This is a genomic window from Paractinoplanes lichenicola (assembly GCF_016785085.1).
In the GTDB taxonomy this organism is placed as follows: Bacteria; Actinomycetota; Actinomycetes; order Mycobacteriales; family Micromonosporaceae; genus Actinoplanes; species Actinoplanes lichenicola.
Window position 1 is genome coordinate 182,851 of sequence record NZ_JAENHO010000012.1, and the last position, 17,937, is coordinate 200,787.

At 69.7% G+C, this 17,937-nt stretch carries 15 protein-coding genes; 5 read left to right on the top strand and 10 right to left on the bottom strand.

The annotated features are described in order from the left end of the window. The first annotated feature begins 79 nt into the window (after positions 1-79). Positions 80-1,720 (top strand): glycoside hydrolase family 43 protein, encoded by a 1,641-nt coding sequence (locus JKJ07_RS36640; protein ID WP_202996560.1) that lies wholly within the window; start codon positions 80-82, stop codon positions 1,718-1,720. Here the strand turns inward: JKJ07_RS36640 and JKJ07_RS36645 are convergent. Next, a complete protein-coding gene (locus tag JKJ07_RS36645) occupies positions 1,696-2,298 on the bottom strand; it encodes a TetR/AcrR family transcriptional regulator (RefSeq protein WP_202996561.1) in 603 nt (200 codons plus the stop codon). The genes JKJ07_RS36640 and JKJ07_RS36645 overlap by 25 nt on opposite strands. Positions 2,299-2,986: 688 nt before the next feature. Here JKJ07_RS36645 and JKJ07_RS36650 point away from each other — a divergent pair. Continuing rightward, positions 2,987-4,867, top strand: coding sequence for an MMPL family transporter (locus tag JKJ07_RS36650; RefSeq protein ID WP_202996562.1), 1,881 nt, complete (start codon positions 2,987-2,989; stop codon positions 4,865-4,867). Here JKJ07_RS36650 and JKJ07_RS36655 read toward each other — a convergent pair. The 5 genes from JKJ07_RS36655 to JKJ07_RS36675 all read right to left on the bottom strand — a co-directional run bounded on the left by JKJ07_RS36655 (position 4,851) and on the right by JKJ07_RS36675 (position 9,530). Next, complete coding sequence (locus tag JKJ07_RS36655) at positions 4,851-5,900, bottom strand: hypothetical protein (protein ID WP_202996563.1); 1,050 nt, start codon at positions 5,898-5,900, stop codon at positions 4,851-4,853. The two genes, JKJ07_RS36650 and JKJ07_RS36655, sit on opposite strands and share 17 nt — an antisense overlap. A gap of 2 nt (positions 5,901-5,902) precedes the next feature. After that, a complete protein-coding gene (locus tag JKJ07_RS36660) occupies positions 5,903-6,394 on the bottom strand; it encodes an RNA polymerase sigma factor (protein WP_202996564.1) in 492 nt (163 codons plus the stop codon). A gap of 501 nt (positions 6,395-6,895) precedes the next feature. After that, the gene (locus JKJ07_RS36665; RefSeq protein WP_202996565.1) at positions 6,896-8,611 is read right to left on the bottom strand and encodes a sodium:solute symporter family protein; all 1,716 of its coding nucleotides are present in this window, start codon (positions 8,609-8,611) and stop codon (positions 6,896-6,898) included. Beyond that, positions 8,608-8,808, bottom strand: a complete 201-nt coding sequence (locus JKJ07_RS36670) for a DUF3311 domain-containing protein (protein WP_307834612.1) — start codon at positions 8,806-8,808, stop codon at positions 8,608-8,610. The genes JKJ07_RS36665 and JKJ07_RS36670 overlap by 4 nt, the downstream gene beginning before the upstream one ends. 236 nt (positions 8,809-9,044) lie before the next feature. After that, entirely contained in the window at positions 9,045-9,530 is a 486-nt protein-coding gene (locus JKJ07_RS36675; RefSeq protein WP_202996567.1) for a hypothetical protein, read from the bottom strand. Between the two features lie 1,084 nt (positions 9,531-10,614). Between JKJ07_RS36675 and JKJ07_RS36680 the strand changes: the two genes are divergently transcribed. Continuing rightward, positions 10,615-11,829 (top strand): CobW family GTP-binding protein, encoded by a 1,215-nt coding sequence (locus JKJ07_RS36680; RefSeq protein ID WP_202996568.1) that lies wholly within the window; start codon positions 10,615-10,617, stop codon positions 11,827-11,829. A gap of 13 nt (positions 11,830-11,842) precedes the next feature. Here JKJ07_RS36680 and JKJ07_RS36685 read toward each other — a convergent pair whose 3' ends face one another. Beyond that, positions 11,843-12,607, bottom strand: a complete 765-nt coding sequence (locus JKJ07_RS36685) for an ElyC/SanA/YdcF family protein (RefSeq protein ID WP_307834592.1) — start codon at positions 12,605-12,607, stop codon at positions 11,843-11,845. Positions 12,608-12,848: 241 nt separating this feature from the next. Between JKJ07_RS36685 and JKJ07_RS36690 the strand changes: the two genes are divergently transcribed. Next, positions 12,849-14,216 carry a cellulase family glycosylhydrolase gene (locus JKJ07_RS36690; protein WP_202996569.1) on the top strand — a complete coding sequence of 456 codons (1,368 nt, stop codon included), beginning with the start codon at positions 12,849-12,851 and terminating at the stop codon, positions 14,214-14,216. A 45-nt stretch (positions 14,217-14,261) separates the two neighbouring features. Here JKJ07_RS36690 and JKJ07_RS36695 read toward each other — a convergent pair whose 3' ends face one another. Next, positions 14,262-15,023 (bottom strand): SDR family oxidoreductase, encoded by a 762-nt coding sequence (locus JKJ07_RS36695; protein WP_202996570.1) that lies wholly within the window; start codon positions 15,021-15,023, stop codon positions 14,262-14,264. Positions 15,024-15,127: 104 nt separating this feature from the next. Here JKJ07_RS36695 and JKJ07_RS36700 point away from each other — a divergent pair, with 104 nt between their 5' ends. Beyond that, positions 15,128-15,553: a ribonuclease FAU-1 family protein gene (locus JKJ07_RS36700; protein WP_202996571.1), complete on the top strand. Its 426-nt coding sequence runs from the start codon at positions 15,128-15,130 to the stop codon at positions 15,551-15,553. A 21-nt stretch (positions 15,554-15,574) separates the two neighbouring features. Here the strand turns inward: JKJ07_RS36700 and JKJ07_RS36705 are convergent, their stop codons facing one another. Together JKJ07_RS36705 and JKJ07_RS36710 are read right to left on the bottom strand one after the other, a co-directional pair. Further along, a complete protein-coding gene (locus JKJ07_RS36705) occupies positions 15,575-16,945 on the bottom strand; it encodes a glycoside hydrolase family 43 protein (protein WP_202996572.1) in 1,371 nt (456 codons plus the stop codon). 14 nt (positions 16,946-16,959) lie between these two features. Continuing rightward, positions 16,960-17,829 (bottom strand): family 43 glycosylhydrolase, encoded by an 870-nt coding sequence (locus JKJ07_RS36710; protein ID WP_202996573.1) that lies wholly within the window; start codon positions 17,827-17,829, stop codon positions 16,960-16,962. Positions 17,830-17,937: the final 108 nt, after the last annotated feature.

The window sequence follows — 17,937 nt, forward strand, 5'->3', positions numbered from 1 at the left end:
GGCATCGCGGCGCCACCCCGTACGGCCGGAACTTGCGATAGAGTCCGGAAGTTGCGGCCCAGCGTCGAGGGGACCATTCATGACCATCGCCAGGACGGCGCTGCGCCAGATCAGCAACCCGGTGCTGCCGGGATTCCACCCCGACCCGTCGATCCTGCGCGTGGGCACCGACTACTACATCGCCACCTCGACGTTCGAGTGGTTCCCGGGCGTACGGGTGCATCACTCGGCCAACCTGGTCGACTGGACGCCGCTCGGGGGCGCGCTCAACGAGAAGCGGCTGCTCGACCTGACCGGCACCGGCGACTCGAACGGCGTGTGGGCACCCAACCTCTCGTACGCGCACGGCGAGTTCCACCTGCTCTACTCCGACGTGGCGACGTTTGCGGGCGGCTATTGGGACCCGCAGAACTACCTGGTCACCGGGCCCACGCCGACCGGGCCGTGGTCCGACCCGGTGGTGCTGCACGGCCGCGGCTTCGACGCGTCGCTGTTCCACGACGACGACGGCACGACGTGGATGCTGTCGATGGTGGCCGACTGGCGGCCCGGCCGGAACCGCTTCGCGGGCATCTCGATCCAGCAGTACGACCGGGCGGCCCGCAGGCTCGTCGGCCCCGAACACCTGATCTTCACCGGCACGTCGGCCGCCGTGACCGAGGCGCCCAACCTCTATCGCAAGGACGGCTGGTATTACCTGGTCACCGCCGAGGGCGGCACGAGCTGGGCGCATCAGGTCACGGTCGCGCGCTCGAGCCACCTGCTCGGGCCCTATCTGGCCGACCCGTCCGGCCCGATGCTCAGCTCGGCCGGCGACCCGTCGCTCGAGCTGCAGAAGGCCGGGCACGGCAGCCTCGTCGACACCCCCGACGGCCAGTGGTATCTGGCGCATCTGGTCGCCCGGCCGTATTCGCCGCTCGGCCGGTGCGTGCTCGGCCGCGAATCGGCCATCCAGGAGGTGACCTGGACCGCCGACGGCTGGCCATGCATCGCCGACCAGGTGCCGGCCACGTCGGTGCCCGCGCCGCGCGGGGTCGAGGTGCCCGAGACCCGGCCGGTGTCGTCGGAGCAGCACGAGGACGACCCCTTCGACGACCCCACGCTGGGCGTCAACTGGTCGACGCTGCGCCGCCCGGCCACGCCCGACTGGGTGACGCTGACCGAGCGCCCGTCGCATCTGCGCATATACGGCGGCTTCTCGCCGATGGGCCGGCACAAGCCGAGCCTGGTCGCCCGGCGGGTGGTCGCCACCGACTGCGCGTTCGAGGCGACCATGCAGTTCGAGCCGCGCAACTATCGCCAGCTGGCCGGGATCACCGCCTACTACAACTCCCGCAACTGGTATTACCTGCACGTCACGGCCGACGACGACGGCACCCCGGTGCTCGACCTGCTCGCCTGCGACAGCGGCAACGTGACGATCGTGCCCGGCGTGCGGGCCCCGATCCCCGCGCCCGGCCCGGTGCACCTGCGCCTGCACCTCGAGGGCCCGGCCCTGACGTTCGCGTACGCCCTGCCCGGCGCCCCATGGCAGGCAACCGGCCCGATCCTCGACGCCACAACCCTGTCCGACGAGTATGCGGCCCGAGTCATCGACGGCGAGCCCGCCGCCTGGGGGTTCACCGGCGCCTTCGTGGGGCTGTGGGTGCAGGATCTCGGTCGCGAGGGCGCATACGCCGACTTCGACCAGGCCTCCTACCGCTCCGCCGACTCGAGGTAGCCGACCAGGGCCCGCTTGAGCTCGGCGATCAGGGCCGCGCGCTCGTCGCCCTCGGCGGCCACGATCGGGCCCATCAGGGCGGCCACGATCTGCACCGCGACCATCGCCGTACGCTCGGCGTCGGGCAGCGGCAGCTCCGGTGAGCGAGCGCGGATGATCGCCGCCACCCGCCCGGTGACGGCCGACTGCAGCGGACGGCTCCCGGCGGCCAGCGCGGCCGGCATCGCGGCGTTGCCGAAGAGCGCCTTGGCCCCCGGGTGGGCCACGTTGAAGGCGACCAGCGGGTCGACCACGCGCGAGATCAGCTCGGCCAGCGGCAGGCCGGTCACGTCGGCCTCGCCGAACGCCGTCGTGTGAGCGGCCCGCAACTCCTCGACCAGACGCTGCGACAAGGCCTCGGCGATGGCCTCCTTGTTCGGGAAGTACTGATAGAGCGAGCCCGGCGACATCCCGGCCCGGGCGGCGATCGCATTGGTCGAGGTCTTCTCATAGCCGACCTCGGCGAACAGAGCCAGCGTCGCATCCAGAACGTCGGCGATGCGGCGCTCACCGCGAGCCTGGCGGCGGACAGGCGGCATCTCACCCCCTTGACGAATACGAGCGATCACTCGTAATCTCCGGAACACGAACAGTCGCTCGTATTTTCGTAGCCCCGGAGAGGCTAACATGCCGATCTTCCGCCACCGCCGCTTGATTCTCGCCCTCGGCCTGCTCATCACCGTTGTGTGCGCGGTTGTGGCCGCAGGCGCTCTGAGCTCTTTCGTACTGAGCCGCTGGGAGGCCCCCGGCACCGAATCCGTTCGCGCCCAAGAGCTGCTCGCCCGCAACTTCACCACCGGCAACGCCAACCTCATCCTGTTGGTTACTACCGACTCCACGGCTCCCACCACCCCTGGCACATCCCTCGCTCCGACCGCCCCCGGCCCTACCACCGCGCCGGCCACTCCCGGCGCCTCCGGCGCCTCCGCCGCCCCCGCACCCGGCACTGCCGGCGTTCCCCCTGCTTCCGCCGCCCCCGCCCCCGCCGACCCTGCACCCCCGACACCCTCCGATTCCGGCGCTCCCCGCTCTCCCGCCCCTGTTGCTTCTGGCGCTTCCACGCCTGACCCTTCGGCTAGCCACACTTCCCCCGCACCAGGCACTGCCGCCGCTCCCCCTGCTTCCGCCGCCTCCGCAACCGGCGTCCCCGCATTCAGCGCCCCCGCCCCCGCAACCGGCGCACCCGCACCCGCACCCGGTGACTCCGCCGCTACCGATGCTTCCCCTGTGGACGGCCCGGACGTGCGTGCGGCGGCCGCACGGGTCGAGGCCCGGCTGGCCGCGGAGGACCGAGTCGCCGATGTCTGGTCGTACTGGTCGCGCGGCAACGACCCGACGATGCGCAGCCCCGATGGTCAGTACGCGGTCATCCTCGCGCACGTCGAGGGCGACGCCACCACCGCGCGCACCTGGATCCGCGAGCACGTCCTGCCCGCGTACACGACAAGCGAGGGCCCGATCGCGGTGCGCGTAGGGGGCAGCGAGGCCGTCTCGAGTCAGGTGAGCGAACGTGCGGCTTCGGACTTCCTGCGCGCGGAGGCGTTGATCGTACCGCTCATGTTCGTGCTCTTGATCTTGCTCTATCGACGGGTGCGGCTCGCCCTGCTGACGCTCGGGGTCGGCCTGTTCGCGGTGTTCGGGACGCTCGCCCTGTTGCGCGTTCTTGCGCGTTTCACCGAGGTGTCGACGTTCGCCGCGAACATCACGCTGGTCATGGGGGTGGGCCTGGGCATCGATTACGGGCTGTTCGTGATTGCGCGTTTCCGCGAGGAGCTGACCCGGGGCGCGGCCGTCGATGAGGCCACCGCGATCACCGTACGCACGGCGGGCCGGACAGTCGTGTTCAGCGGGCTCACGGTCGCGGCCTCGCTGTCCGCGCTGCTCGTCTTCCCGTTCGCGTTCCTGTGCTCGTTCGCCTACGCCGGCGTCCTGGTCGTGATCATGGCCGTGCTCGGCGCGCTCACGATCCTGCCCGCCGCGCTCGCAGTGCTCGGTCCGCGCGCCCTGCGCCGCAATCCGCCACCGGTGGACAACAACGGCTTCTGGTATCGGCTCGGCGCCCGCGTGATGCGCCGCCCGATCCTGTTCGCCGCGGCCGGCCTGGTGCTGGTCGGCGTGCTCGGCGCCCCCGCCCTGGGCCTGCGGATCGGCCTGCCCGACGACCGCGTGCTGCCGCCGACCGCCTCGACCCGGCAGACCTACGACCTGCTGCGAGCCCACCTCCCCACCGAGCCGAACGACGCCCTCCAAGTGATCGCCCCCATCGGCACCGACCCGGCCCAGCTGGCCTCGTCGCTGTCCCGGATCCCGGGGATCGCGCAGGTCAACTCCCCCGCGGGCGTGTTCACCGCCGGCGCCTACCGACGCGCGTTCAGCGATCCGGCCGCGCTGACCAGCCCTTCCGCCGTACGGCTGGAGGCAGTGCCAACCCGGGAGGCGCTCGCCGGCACCGACGTTCCCGAGCTAGTCGCCGCCGTACGGGCATTGGCGCCCGGCGCGACAGTGGGCGGCTTCCCGGCCGAACTGAGCGATTTTCGCGCATCTTTGACCAGCCGCATCCCGATCGTGGCGGTGCTGATCCTGGCCATTTCGTTCGCCGTGTTGTTCGCGATGTCGCGCAGTTTGCTCATCCCGGTCAAAGCGACGGTGCTCAACCTGCTCAGCCTGGCCGTCATGTACGGGGTGCTGGTGACCGTCTTCCAGAACGGCGCGTTCGCGAACCTGCTCGGGTTCACCCCGATCGGCACGCTCGACCCCGCGTTCCCGATTCTGATGTTCTGTGTCGCGTACGGGTTGTCGATGGACTACGAGGTCTTCCTGCTCTCGCGCATCAAGGAACGCTACGAGCGGACGGGCGACAACACCCGCGCGGTGCTCGAGGGACTGCAGCGCAGCGCCCCGCTGGTCACCGCGGCCGCCGCGATCCTGGCCGTCTCATTTTCCCTGTACGCGACCGGCGAGGTCATGTATCTGCAGATGATCGGGGTGGGCACCGCCGTGGCGATCATCGTGGACGCGACGATCATCCGCGGGGTGCTCGTGCCGTCGCTCATGCGTCTCGCCGGCCGCGCGAACTGGTGGACGCCGTCGTTCAGGTGGGGATCGTGAACGGCTTCAGGACGTGCAGTCCGGGTCCGCTCGGGACGGCCACCACGCTCAGATTGCGCTCGTCCAGCCACGCGGCGTCGACGGTCACCGGCTTGGCCTTGCCACCGATCGTTGCCGCCGCACGATCGGCCAGGATCTTCCCGTCCTCGGTGCTGAGCACGGCGACCCGTACGGCGTTGCTTGTCCGGTATGTCACGGCGACGCGCCCGGTCGACGGCGACAAGCGCAGCGCGTCGAGACTCCGGCAGCCCCGCGGGAGGGGCAGGACCCGCTGGGCCGACAGCGACACCAGGTCGAAGGTCATCGGGCGGCAGGGCCCGGCCGACTCGGCGGCGACGAGTTTGTCCCCCACCACGTCGGACGCGGCGATCGACTCGGACAAGGAGTGGATAACCAGCCTTTCCAGGCCGCTGGTGAGGTCGAACGCGACGAGGCCCTGCGGCCGCCACAGGTAGGCCGTGGTGCCGGTCGCCGCGACCAGGCTGACCTCTTCGCCCGCGCGCCGGATGTCGCGCTGCACTCCATCCCCGCCGGGCAACTCGACCTCGAGGAGCGTCTGGCCCTGGGCGGCGTTCTCGCCGAGCGCGACCATCCGCCCGTCGGGCAGCACGATCGCCTTGTCGTAGTCGTCGACGCCGCTGACCTGGTGCGGGACGATCCGGCCGTCGGGGGTCAGCTCGCCAACGACCAGGCCGCCGCCGAGCTCGATCGGGTCGCTCTGCTGCGCGGTGACGTACTGGCCGGCGGCTCCGGAGAGGACGAGCCGCTGGGCCGGGCCGCTGGGCGTGGGCTCGACGGGAGGCCGGTGGGCGGGCTGGAGAGCGGGTGTGACCTGGCTGTGCTGCCGCACGGCGAGGCCACCGCCGACGAGCCCGGCCACCACGGCGACCGCGCTGAAGGCGGCCGCGGCCCGGCGCTTGGCGCGACGACGGCGAGCGCGGCGGTAGACGGCGGGCAGCTCCCCCGCGTACGGGCGGCTGTTCTCCCCCGCGGCGCGCACGGCGACCTCGACGTCGGACGGGATCCGGTCCATGCTCACTCCTCGATGCTCAGCTCGGTGCGGAGGGCGGCCAGGCCACGGGAGAGCCGGCTCTTGACCGTCCCCTCGGTCAGCCCGAGGGCCTCGGCCGTCTCGGCGGTGGACAGGTCGAGCAGGATGCGACACGTTATGACCGCGCGTTGCGGCAACGGCAGCGCGGCCAGGGCCAGCAACGTGCCGTCGGGTGCCGCATCCGCGACCGGGTGGTCCACGCCGTCGATCGGCGGGGTCTCCCGGCGGAGTTTGCGCCACCACGAAGTCGCCCAGTTCAGCCCGACCCGGAAGACCCAGCCGGCCGGATTGTCGAGCGTGGCGACCGTGGACCACTTCGCGTAGGCCCGGGCCATGGCCTCGTCGACGGCCTCCTGCGCCAACTCGTCGCGCCGCAACGTCACCGCCAGCGCACGATACACCCGGTCGACGTTCGCCCGATAGAACGCCTCGAACTCGCGAATCTCACCGGCCGCGAGCGGCTCTGCCGGGGACATCGTCGGAACCACCATGCCCGATACACGCACCCGCACCGTGCGAGGTTCCCAGAGATCCTAACTTTTCCCAGCCGCCCGCTTTGCAGGCCGCTCGCCCCCGCCGGACTCACTTCCGGCCCGCACGCCCTCAATCACCCCCACGCCCTCGCTCATCCGATCGCCACCCGCGCAACCTCGCTCAACGCCTGCGCACACCCCACCGCCACGGCGCACCCTCGCCCATCACGCGCGCACGCCCGACCGCCACCCGCGCAACCTCGCTCAACGCCCGCGCACACCCCACCGCCACCGCGCACCCTTACGCATCACGCGCGCACACTCGACCGCCACCGCGCAACCTCGCCCAACGCCCGCGCACACCCGACCGCCATCCGCGCAACCTCGCTCAACACCCGCGCAACCTCGCTCAACACCCGCGCAACCTCGCTCTACACCCGCTCACCCTTGCTCAACGAATTGCGCATCCTCGCTCGTCAGCTGCGCACCCCGCATCTCGGGTTTTCACAGGCGGGGATAGGCCCTGCGCGACGGATCGTCATCCTGCGCCGACGGCGTCCCCCGGCGTGGGCCGACCGGGGTGAAGAACGACGTCGGCTTCTCCTCGGGGACCGGCTCGCCGTCGATGATCTCGGTCATTCGCCGTACGGTCGGATCGCCCTCGTCGGCGACGTAGTCGTGCTCCCTCGTCAGGTCGCGGCCGTCCGCAACACCCAGGCCGCGCAGCACTGGGGTAGCAGCAACCGCGACGAGCAGGTTGACCGCGAGCGCGACGATGCCGACGTAGATGGCCGCCTGGGTGTCGAAGCCGAGGTTGTCCAGCGGCCAGGCCGAGCCGCCGAAATGCTCGCGGACGACCTGACGACCGTCGGCGCCGCCGAGCTTGGGCACCTGCCAGAGCATGAACAAACCGAGCACCAGCCCGGCGCCCATCCCGAGACCGAGCGCCCACCGGTGGAACCAGTTCGTGTAGAGGCCGAGCGCCACCGCGGGCAACGTCTGCATGATCACGACCCCGCCGATGAGCTGCAGGTCGATCGCGAACTGCGTGTTCAGCAACAGCAGAATGAGCAGCGCACCGAACTTGACCGTCAAAGAGACAGACTTGCTCACGTACGTCTCCTCGCGTGCTGATGCGTACGGGCGCAGATAGACGCGGTAGATGTCGCGCGTGAACAGGTTGGCCGCCGCGATCGACATAATCGCGGCGGGCACCATGGCCCCCACCCCGATCGCCGCGAAGGCCAGGCCCGCGCTCCAGGCGGGTGCGTTCTCGTTGAACCATTGCGGCACGACGGTGTTCGCATTGCCGCCGACCGGTTGGACGCCGCTGTAGAGGGCGGCGAACCCGACCAGCATCAGCACGCCGAGAGTGAGCGTATAGATCGGCAGGACGGCCAAGTTGCGCCGCAAAGTGCTCCGATTGCGCGAAGCGAGCACTCCGGTGAGCGTATGCGGGTAAAGAAACAACGCGACCGCCGAACCGAGCGCCAGGGTGACGTAATTCAACTGGCTCTGGACGGGCAACACCAAACCGTCATCCGTACGCGGGGTGATCGCGTACCGGTTCTCCGCGATCCGGAAAATGGTGTCCCACTGCCCCGGCGTCATCGCGACGATCATGAGCACCGCCAGCACGGCCCACAGGATCAGCGCGTCCTTCACGATGGAGACGAGCGCCGGACCGCGCAGCCCCGAGTTGAACGTGTAGAGCGCCAGCACGACAAAGGCGAGTGTGAGCGGCCAGCCCTTGGGCAGGCCCATGACCTCGAAGACGGCCTCCATGCCGATCAACTGCAGGGCGATGTACGGCATGGTCGCGACGATGCCGAGCAGGGCGACCGCCGTCCCGATGCCCCGCGAGCCGAACCGCGCCCGGACGAACTCGGCCGGCGTGACAAAACCGTGCACGTGGCAGACCGACCAGAAACGCGCAAGAACCACGAACAGCATCGGATAGACGATCACGAGGAACGGCACCGGGAAGAACCCCGCCGCCCCCATCCCGTAGACGAGGGTCGGCACGGCCACGAAGGTGTAGGCCGTGTAGACGTCCCCGCTGAGCAGGAAGAACGTCACCCAGTTGCCGAACGCGCGGCCGCCCAGTCCCCACTCCTCGAGCGTGTGAATCGAATCGGGCCGCCGCCACCGCGCCGCCGCGAACCCCATCACCGCTACGGCACCGAACACCACCACGAAGACGGTCAGCTGGGTGCTCATCCGACCCTCTCACCGGCCGTGGCGACCGTCTTGCCGCCCTGCTTCCTCGCCGCGGTGACCTTCTTGTGCACGAAAGCGATCACTCCACTGGCCAGAAACGCGAAGCCGAGCTGACACCAGTAGAAGAACGGCATCCCCAACAACGTCGGATCGACCCGGTTGTAGATGACCGGCATGAGCGGCAACACGATCGGCACCAGCAACAACCAATGCCACCGGCTCTTGTCCTGCCTCCCCTCACCGAACGCAGCCCTCCGCTCCCGCCGATCACGCACGGTAGGCCACTCCCCACTACGGTGCCGGGCAATGGTCCGCTCCACCGGCAGAACCCGCGCCCCGGTCGCAGCCGTCCCCCGCACCCATTCCCCACCCCGAAGCCCGGAGACCCGCGCGGCGGCCCCACCCACGACCGGGGCCGCCGAGCCTTCCGCCCTCACGGGGATTCCGCCTCCGAACCGGCCCGCCGGACTCCCTGCGCTGATAGAGGCGGCGCTTCCAGGACGGACCGCCGGACCCCCTGCCCCAGCAGAGGCGCCGCCTCCAGGCCGCACCGCCGAACCGCGTCCGAGCTGATCGGCCGAGCCGTCCGCGAGCCGAGCCGCCCCTTCCGCGAAGCGAGCCGCAGCCCCACCCGCCAGCCGCGCCGCCACCCCTCCCCCGGCCGCCACGCCTCCCCGCGCCGCCACGCCTGGCTGCGCCGCCACGCCCGGTTGCGCCGCCACGCCTGGCTGTGTCGCGACGCGTGGTTGCGCCGCCACGCCTGATTGCGCCGCCACACCTGATTGCGCCGCCACGCCTGATTGCGCCGCAACGCCTGATTGCGCCGCCACGCCTGATTGCGCCGCCACGCGTGGTTGCGCCGCAACGCCTGGCTGCGCCGCAACGCCTGGCTGCGCCGCAACGCCTGATTGCGCCGCAACGCCGCCCTCCGGCGCCAGGTGGCGTCGGCTGCTTGTGGTCGCCGCCTGCCCGCCCGCCGCTCCCATCACAGGGGCGGCCGGCCCACCCCGAACCCGGGACTCATCCACCGGTTCCTGCTGCGAAGCTGCCGGATCTGCCTGCATCCCGGCGATCCAAGCCGCTCTGACGCCGGCGAGCCGTGACGGTCGCGGCCCCGCCAGCCGATCCTCGGGCGGATAGGGCGGATCGCTATCGGGCCGCCGGGCCCAAGCCGGCAGCGGCGGTTCGTGCAGGGGCATGGTCGGTCGGCGACCGAGCGGCACATCCGGGCGAACACCCGGCGGCGGCCACTGCGCGGATCCCGCGTCTACCGGCGGGTCAGCGCCGGGCCGTTTCCACGGAAGACCCTGACGTGGCATTCGGTCATCGACGGTCCATGGTGGAGCCGCCTGCGATGCCCCGGGGGCAAGCGAAGCATCGGTAGCGGGCGCGACCTCCCCAGCACCCGAAGCATCGGTGGCGGGCGCGACCTCCCCAGCACCCGGAGCATCGGCGCTGAGCGGGCGGTCGGCGGGTGAGCGTGATGGGTGCCAATCGGGCGGTACGTACCGAGGGTGCGCCATAGCTGCCTCCGGAGCGTGATCACGCGGTCGCTGCGCACTTTGACACGTGATCCAGATCACTCGCATCGGCCATTCGGGTGAATAGATCTCCTTCACATCAGATCGCGCGGGACGCCTCCCATCACGACGGGGCGCGGAGGGCGCGGGGGCGCGGAGGCGCGGGAGGCGCGGAGGGCGCGGAGGGCGCGGAGGGCGCGGAGGGCGCGGAGGGCGCGGAGGGCGCGGAGGACGCGGAGGACGCGGAGGACGCGGAGGACGCGGAGGGCGCGGAGGACGCGGAGGGCGCGGAGGACGCGGAGGGCGCGGCGGTTCTACCGAACAGACAGCGGTCATCGATGCGCGCGCCGACGTCGGCTGGGGATGCTCGCCGAGGCCACCAACCAGGGACGCCACAACGGACAGCGGTGCTGCGCCACGCCGTACGGGCATGGCGGGGGTTGATGACTTGCTAATGGGAATCATTTCCAACAAGATGAGGGCATGACCGATCCACGTCCTCGAGTGACTGTTCTTGCTGGGTTCTCGTCGGCCGCCACGGCTGCGGCCGCTCGGGTGTTGCTGCTGGCCGATCCGGCGCTGTTGCTGCTGGCTCACGACCTTTCCGGCGTACGGGAAGGGGTTGTTCGGCGCAGTGTGCGCGATGCTGCGCGAGTGCTCGAGAACGCGCAAACCCGGCTGGTGCACGGTTGTGTGTCGTGCACGCTGCGCGAGGATGTGCTGCCCGCTCTCGTGCGACTCGCGCGGGAACGGCCCGGTCGCGACATCGTGCTGGCGCTCCCGTCCGTGGTCGAGCCCGAGGCGCTGGCCGCGGCCTGTGCCGCGTCGACCGAGGTGAGCGAAGCTGTTCGTTTCGATTCGTTCGTGACCGTCGTCGAGGCGGCCACCTTCCTCGACGACCTGTCCAGCATTGAGCGTTTGCGCGATCGTGGCCTGCATTCGTCAGCGAACGATCGTCGCCGGGTGGCCGATGTGGTCAGCCGGCAGGTCGAGTTCGCGGACACGCTGCTGGTGTGGGATCGGCCGGGCAACGACGCGTTCGCGGCCGGGCGGGTCGACTCGCTGCTGCACCGGCTCGCGCCCTGGGCGGTGCACGTCCGGGTCGGTTCGACACCTTCGATCAACGTGACGGCGCTGGCGGCCTCGCTGCGCCACCGCGGACGGCACGATCCGGGCGTGCCGGGCATCCTCGCCCGCGCGATGTGCGGCTTCCCGATCGGCATTCACGACCCCGAGGGCGAGTACGGCGTCAACGCCATGCTGTTCCGCAGCCGCCGCCCGTTCCACCCCGAACGGCTGCACGACGCCCTGGCATCCGTCGCCGGCGAGGCGCTGCGCGGTCGTGGCCAGGCCTGGATCGCGAGCCAACCCGACACCGTGATCGGCTGGGAGTCGGCCGGCGGTGGCATCGTGCTCGGCGGGCTCGGACGCTGGCTGGCCGCGCTGTCCGAGGACCGCCGGCACGAGGCGAGCGGTCTGCGCCGGCTGGCCGCCGACGTCGACTGGGACCCGTACTACGGCGACCGCCAGACGGTCCTCTCCCTGGTCGGCCTCGGCCTCGACGTCCCGCGAACGACCCGCCTCCTGACGGCCTGCCTGCTGGACGACGGCGAGCTCTCCACCGGCGAAGAGGCCTGGCGCCACCTGCCCGACCCGTTCGCCGGCCTCCTCGCCCCGGCAACCGCCGAATCCGACTGACACATTCCAGCGGTCAGGTGTCGGCCCAGCGTTTGTCGGCGGTGCGCGGGGTGGCGATGTCCGCTGCCCGCAGCGCGTCGTAGGCGCTGGTCACTGCGGCGGGGATGTCGACGTGGGCGATGAAGCCGTGGCCGGCCGGGCCGTAGCCGGACTCGTTGTCGGCCAGGCGGGGGATCTCGCCCATCAGCAGGGAGAGGTAGCGGGCCGGCGGCCACATGCCGATCGGCGGGGACGAATAGTCGAGCTCACCGTCGGCCTGGGTGACGTGGGTGCGGTGGGCGGCGTAGTTGACGATGTGCGCGTCGGGAGCGTGCAGGCGGAAGCCGGCGTCCATGCGGCGCTGCATCGAGGCGTCCTGGATGATCAGGATCCGTCGGTGCGGTATGCGCGCGGCAGCCAGAACGGCCAGGGCGTTGCGGACGTTGCTGCCGCAGTTCGTCGACTCTTGTTCGAGCAGGTCGACGCGGATGCCGTGGCGGTCGCGCAGGTATCGGTCGAAGAGTGCCGCCTCGGTCCGGCCTTCGAGGTCGGTCCAGCCGAGCTCTTGCCGCAGGGCGTCGCGCAGGGCGTCGGTGGAGTGGCCCACGCCCCCGACGATCATGTAATGGTTGGCCACGTTGGCTGCGACCGCCTGGGCCAGCACGTCACCACCGGCGAGGATGCTGCCGCCGAAGAGGATGGCCATGTCGACGGATTCGCGGGTCACGGTGTCGACGTCGCGCAGCGCGCAGAAGTCCACCAGCGTGTTGATGTCGGTCACGGCCGCCGGATCGATCACGACAGCGAGCGTATCCGGGTGCTCGGAGGCGACCGCAAAGCATTGATTGATTGCGATGGAGTGCGGCGGGCATTACGGTGTTGTCACCGCAACCGTGCCGCAGACCGTACCGGGCCGGGCAGGGTGGCGGTGAACGGCGCGATGCGCTGCACCGGCCGGGGCACAACCCCGTCAGAGCTGGTCAGGCCGCATAAGTGGGCGCGCTGACGGTAGGTCACGTCCCCCCACTTTGAGGTAGGTCATGAAGAGGCAACTCACCGTCCTCGCCAGCGCACTGCTCACCGCCGCCGCCGCGGTTCTGTTCTTCACCGGCCCCGCCTACGCGGCCACCGGCCTGCACGTCGTCGGCCGCAACATCGTCGAGGCCAACGGGTCGACGTTCGTCATGCGGGGCGTCAACCACGCCCACACCTGGTACACGAACCGCACCGGCTCGTTCGCCGACATCAAGGCGGCCGGGGCCAACACCGTACGGGTGGTGCTGAGCGGTGGACGCTGGACGGCGAACACGGCGGCCGACGTCACGAACGTGATCGCGCTGTGCAAGCAGAACAAGATGATCTGCGTCCTGGAGAATCACGACACCACCGGGTACGGCGAGGACGGCGCCGCGTACACGCTCGATCAGGCGGTGAACTACTGGATCGGCCTCAAGAGCGTGCTGGTCGGCCAGGAGGACTATGTCGTCATCAACATCGGTAACGAGCCGATCGGCAACACCAACCCGGGCCAGTGGACGGCGGCGACGGTGGCCGCCATTCAGAAGATGCGCACGAACGGATTCGAGCATCTGCTGATGATCGACGCGCCCAACTGGGGCCAGGACTGGACGTACGTAATGCGCGACAACGGCCAGACGATCCTCGACGCGGACACGAGGAAGAACACGGTGCTGTCGATCCACATGTACGCGGTGTTCAACACGGCCAGTTCGATCGTGAACTACCTTGACACGTTCCAGAGCAAGGGCTGGCCGCTGGTCATCGGCGAGTTCGGCTGGCAGTTCGCGTCGGGAGAGGTGGACGACGCGACGATCCTGTCCGAGGCGGTCAAGCGCAACCTGGGCTATCTGGGCTGGTCGTGGTCGGGCAACACCGACCCGATCCTGGACATGACGACGAACTTCGACGCCACTCAGCTCACCACGTGGGGTCAGCGGATCGTGAACGGCCCGAACGGGCTCAAGGCGACCGCCAAGCAGGCCACGATCTTCGGCAGCACCCCGCCGACGACGCCGCCCACCACCTCGCCGACGACGCCACCGACCACTCCGCCCACGACGCCACCGACCACCACGCCCCCGCCGACCGGCGCCTGCTCGGCGACGTACGCGGTGACCGGGCAGTGGGGCGGCGGCTTCCAGGCGGACGTCAAGGTGACCGCCGGCAGCAGCGCGATCAAGGGCTGGACGGTCAGTTGGACGTACGGGAATGGGCAGACCGTGTCGCAGGCCTGGAACGCGACCGTGACCAGCAGCGGGTCGGCCGTGACGGCGCGCAACGTCAGCTACAACGGCAGCCTGTCCGCGGGCGGCTCCACGCAGTTCGGCTTCCTCGGCTCGTGGAACGGGACGAACAGCGTGCCGACGCTTTCGTGCAGCGCGAGCTGAGCCTTGGTTGAAGGGCGGGTCCCGTACGGGGCCCGCCCGGCACCCTCAATTGATCGGCGAGATCATGCCGCCGTTGCAGTAGATCGTCTGCGCGGTGACCCAGCGCGTCTCGGGCGCGACCAGGAACCGCATCACCGGCACGATGTCCTGCGGTTCGCCCAGGTCGCCGTTGATCGTCATGCTCTTGAGCCAGGCGATCGTCTCGTCGTTCTCGACCTCGTAGAAGAAGTTCGTCTTCTGCGGTCCCGGCGCGATGCAGTTGACTGTCACGCCGCGCGGCCCGACCTCCTTCGCGAACGCCTTGGTGAAGTGCTCGACCGGAGCCTTGCTGCCCGCGTACGCCGAATAGGTCGCGGCCGTGACTGCCACCTGCGTCGTGACCAGGTTGACGATCCGGCCGTCGTCGGCCATCCGCCGCCCGGCCTCGGCCATCAGGAAGAACGGGATCTTCGCGTTGATGGCGAACGACGCGTCGTACTCCTGCTCGGTCGTCTCGGCGAGCGGCTTGCGCACGATGATGCCCGCCGTGTTCACGAGGATGTCCCACTGGCCGAACCGCGCGATCGTGGCGTCCACGAGCGCGCCGATCTGCCCCGGGGCGGTGAGGTCGCCCTGATGCGCGATCGCCTCGACGCCGCGCTGCTCGAGGCCGGCCACGACCGCCTCGGCCTCGGCCTTGCGGCGCGGACTGTTGTAGTGCACGACGATGTTCGCCCCGTCGTCGGCCAGCGCCTCGCCGAACAACTTCCCGATGTTGGCCGAGCCGCCCGTGACGACGGCGACCTTCCCACTCAGCTTTCCTGTCATGCTTCTTGTCTTGCCCGCAAGATCGCGGCCCGCTGACCCCGGAATTGCGGTTGGCGCGCCCGTTATTGCTGTTCGAACTCGCCCATGGCGGCTACTGTCACGCCATGCCGTTCACTTTCGGTCAAATTGTCGTGCGCAGATATTGGCGGGACGGGCGCAACACGTACGCCAAGCCGATGTTCGTGGTCGCCGACGACGACGCGGGGCTGTTGCTGTGGATGGCCGCCGGGAGCGAGGTCGCGATCCTGCACGATGCGGACGGGCGGACCCTGCACGATGTCGCGCTCGACGAGATGCGCGATCCCCGGCTCGTGCGTGACCACTTCCGCGACAACGACATCCTGGTGCTGATGCCGGCCGGGGCCGCCCACTCGGTGTGGTGGTTCTTTCGCCACGGTACGTTCCACGGCTGGTACGTGAACCTCGAGGCACCCTTCACCCGGCGTGACGACGGCGTCGACACCACCGATCACGTGCTCGACGTGGTGGTGGCGGCCGATCGCGGGGGACCACTCACCCTTCGATCGTGATCTGGGCAGGAAGCGCCGGGGTCAGTAGCCGATGCGGAAGGTGGCGTCCTGCTTGTCGGTGGTGGCGGAACTGCTGGTGATGGGGTCGATCCGCAGGACGTAGCCGGAGTGGCGCAGGTAGCGGTCCGGGAAGTTGTACGAGCGGAACGACGTCCACGACGAGTCGGCGAACCCGGCCGACTGGTAGAAGGTGGCGTCGGCGCGGAAGGTGGCGGTGCCGTCGTTCGCGGCCAGCACCATGGCGTAGTTGGCGTGGCGCAGGTAGCGGTCGGGGAAGTTGACCGAGCGGAATGACACCCCGGCCGAGTCGGCCAGGCCGGGCACCAGGGTCCAGAGCTGGTCCTGATACGGGTCGAAGGGGTAGACGTCGATGCGGGCCACGTTGCTGGCGTGGCGGACATAGCGGTCGGGGAAGTTGTACGACTTGATCCGGCGCCACGACGGGGTCCCGTACGTGGAAGTCAGGCCGGAAAGCTCGGTCGCGGTGATCGGCGTGATCCCGAGGTGCTTGGAGTTGAGCGGTTGCGTGTAGGAGCGATCGTTCAGCAACGACCAGGAACCGCCGGCCACGTTGGTGGTCTGCCAGCAGAAGAAGCGGCCGTTCGGGCTCCACGTGTCGCCCCACATGTGCCACGTGTTGGCCGTGTTCGACTTGACGATCTGCGGGGCCTCGACGCCGCGGCCGGGGCCGATCGCGCCGGTGTAGACGCTGAAGCTGCCGGGGTTGAACGACGACGAGCGGGTGCCCAGCAGTGTGCTGTTGGTGTTGTTCTTGTAGTACATGTAGTTCACCCCGCTGACGGTGACGAAGTTGCCGTCGATCGCGTCGTAGCCCGGGTCGAAGAAGACCTGGCCGGTGGTCGCGGTGACGAAATCGCTCGTGTAGCTGACCATCAGGACGTTGTGGCCGCCGACGACCGCGGAGTAGACGACCGCGTACTGGCCGCGGGCCGGGTCCCAGACCGCCTCGGGCGCCCAGGCGTGGGTGGCCAGCGAGTGCACCTTGAGCAGCCGGTAGTTGCGGAACGAGCGCAGGTCGGCCGAGTCCCAGACGTGCAGATACTGACTTTGGTACGCCCAGTCGGTGCCGTTCAGGTCGGTCGCGATCACGACGAACGTGCCGTCCTGCTTGCGCAGGATGAACGGGTCGCGCAGGCCGCCGCTGCCCTGGGTGGGGTCGGCGACCGGGTTGTTCTGGTTGAGCGGGTTCCAGTTGAGGCCGTCCGAGCTGACCGCGAGGTGCAGGTTGTAGCTGGCGGCGGCCATGGTGGGCGATTCGGTGAAGTAGGCCATCGCGTAGCCGGTATAGGTGGCGGCCTGCGCGGCGCCGGGACGCAGGAGCGCTCCTACGCCGGCGGCGCCGGCCGCGGTTAACAAGGTGCGACGCTTCATGTGCTCTCCCGGGTTTACTTGGGGATGGCCGTGCCGTGGCGGCAGCCGGAGCAGCCCACGGAGGTCAGGCCGGTCCACGTGTTGAGGTCGGTGCTGGTGGCCGTGTAGATGCCGCCGCCGGTGCTGTAACGGTCGACGTAGATGCGCCAGCTGCCGTTGTCGAGCCGGACCAGGGACGGGCCCTCGTAGCCGGACGACCACAGGCGCCCGCGGTTGACCCAGCCCTCGGTCAGGTTGGCGGTGGTGGTCCAGTGCTCGATGTACTTGCCGGTCTCGTCCTTCGTGAACGCGTGCCACGTGCTGCCGGACTTCACGACGTACGTGTCGATGTGGTTGGTGCCGAGGCCCCACATCTGCGCCGGCCCGCTCCAGGACGTGAGCGCGGCGTTCTGGGCGGTGTACACGTACGGGCGGAAGCAGTTGGAGCACGTGGTGGCGGCGACGCTCGCGATGACGCGGACGGTGCCGCCCTCGACGTAGAACTCAGGCGCCCACGTGAAGCGGGTGTTGGCGATGCCCGACGGGATGCTCGCGATATTCGTCCAGGTCGTCAGGTTCGTGCTGCTGGCGATGTTGAAGTAGGTCGAGTTCGTCGTCCAGGACTGCACCGTGTACGCGATGTAGTAGCGCCCGTTGTGCTTGAGGATGCTCGGATCGCGCAGGACGCCGGTCGGGCCGTGGAAGTTGGTGTCGGCGAGCACGCTGTAGCTCGTCCCGCCGTTCGTCGACTGGTAGAGCCAGAGCTCCTCGTCGGCCTGGGCATCGCCCTTGAAGGTGGCGTAGACGAGGGTGGTGGCGGCGCTCGCCGGGGTGGGGACGACCAGAACGGCGGCCGCGCCGAGAAGGGCGGCCAGCCAGCGGGTGAGCCGTTGCCGAATCTTCATGGCACTCCTCGCGTTTGTTATCGTTAACACGCGAACTCAAAGCCTGATAAACATGATGATGCTCGGAAGACAGCGAAGTTGCTGAATGATTGCGTTAACGTTGCCAGG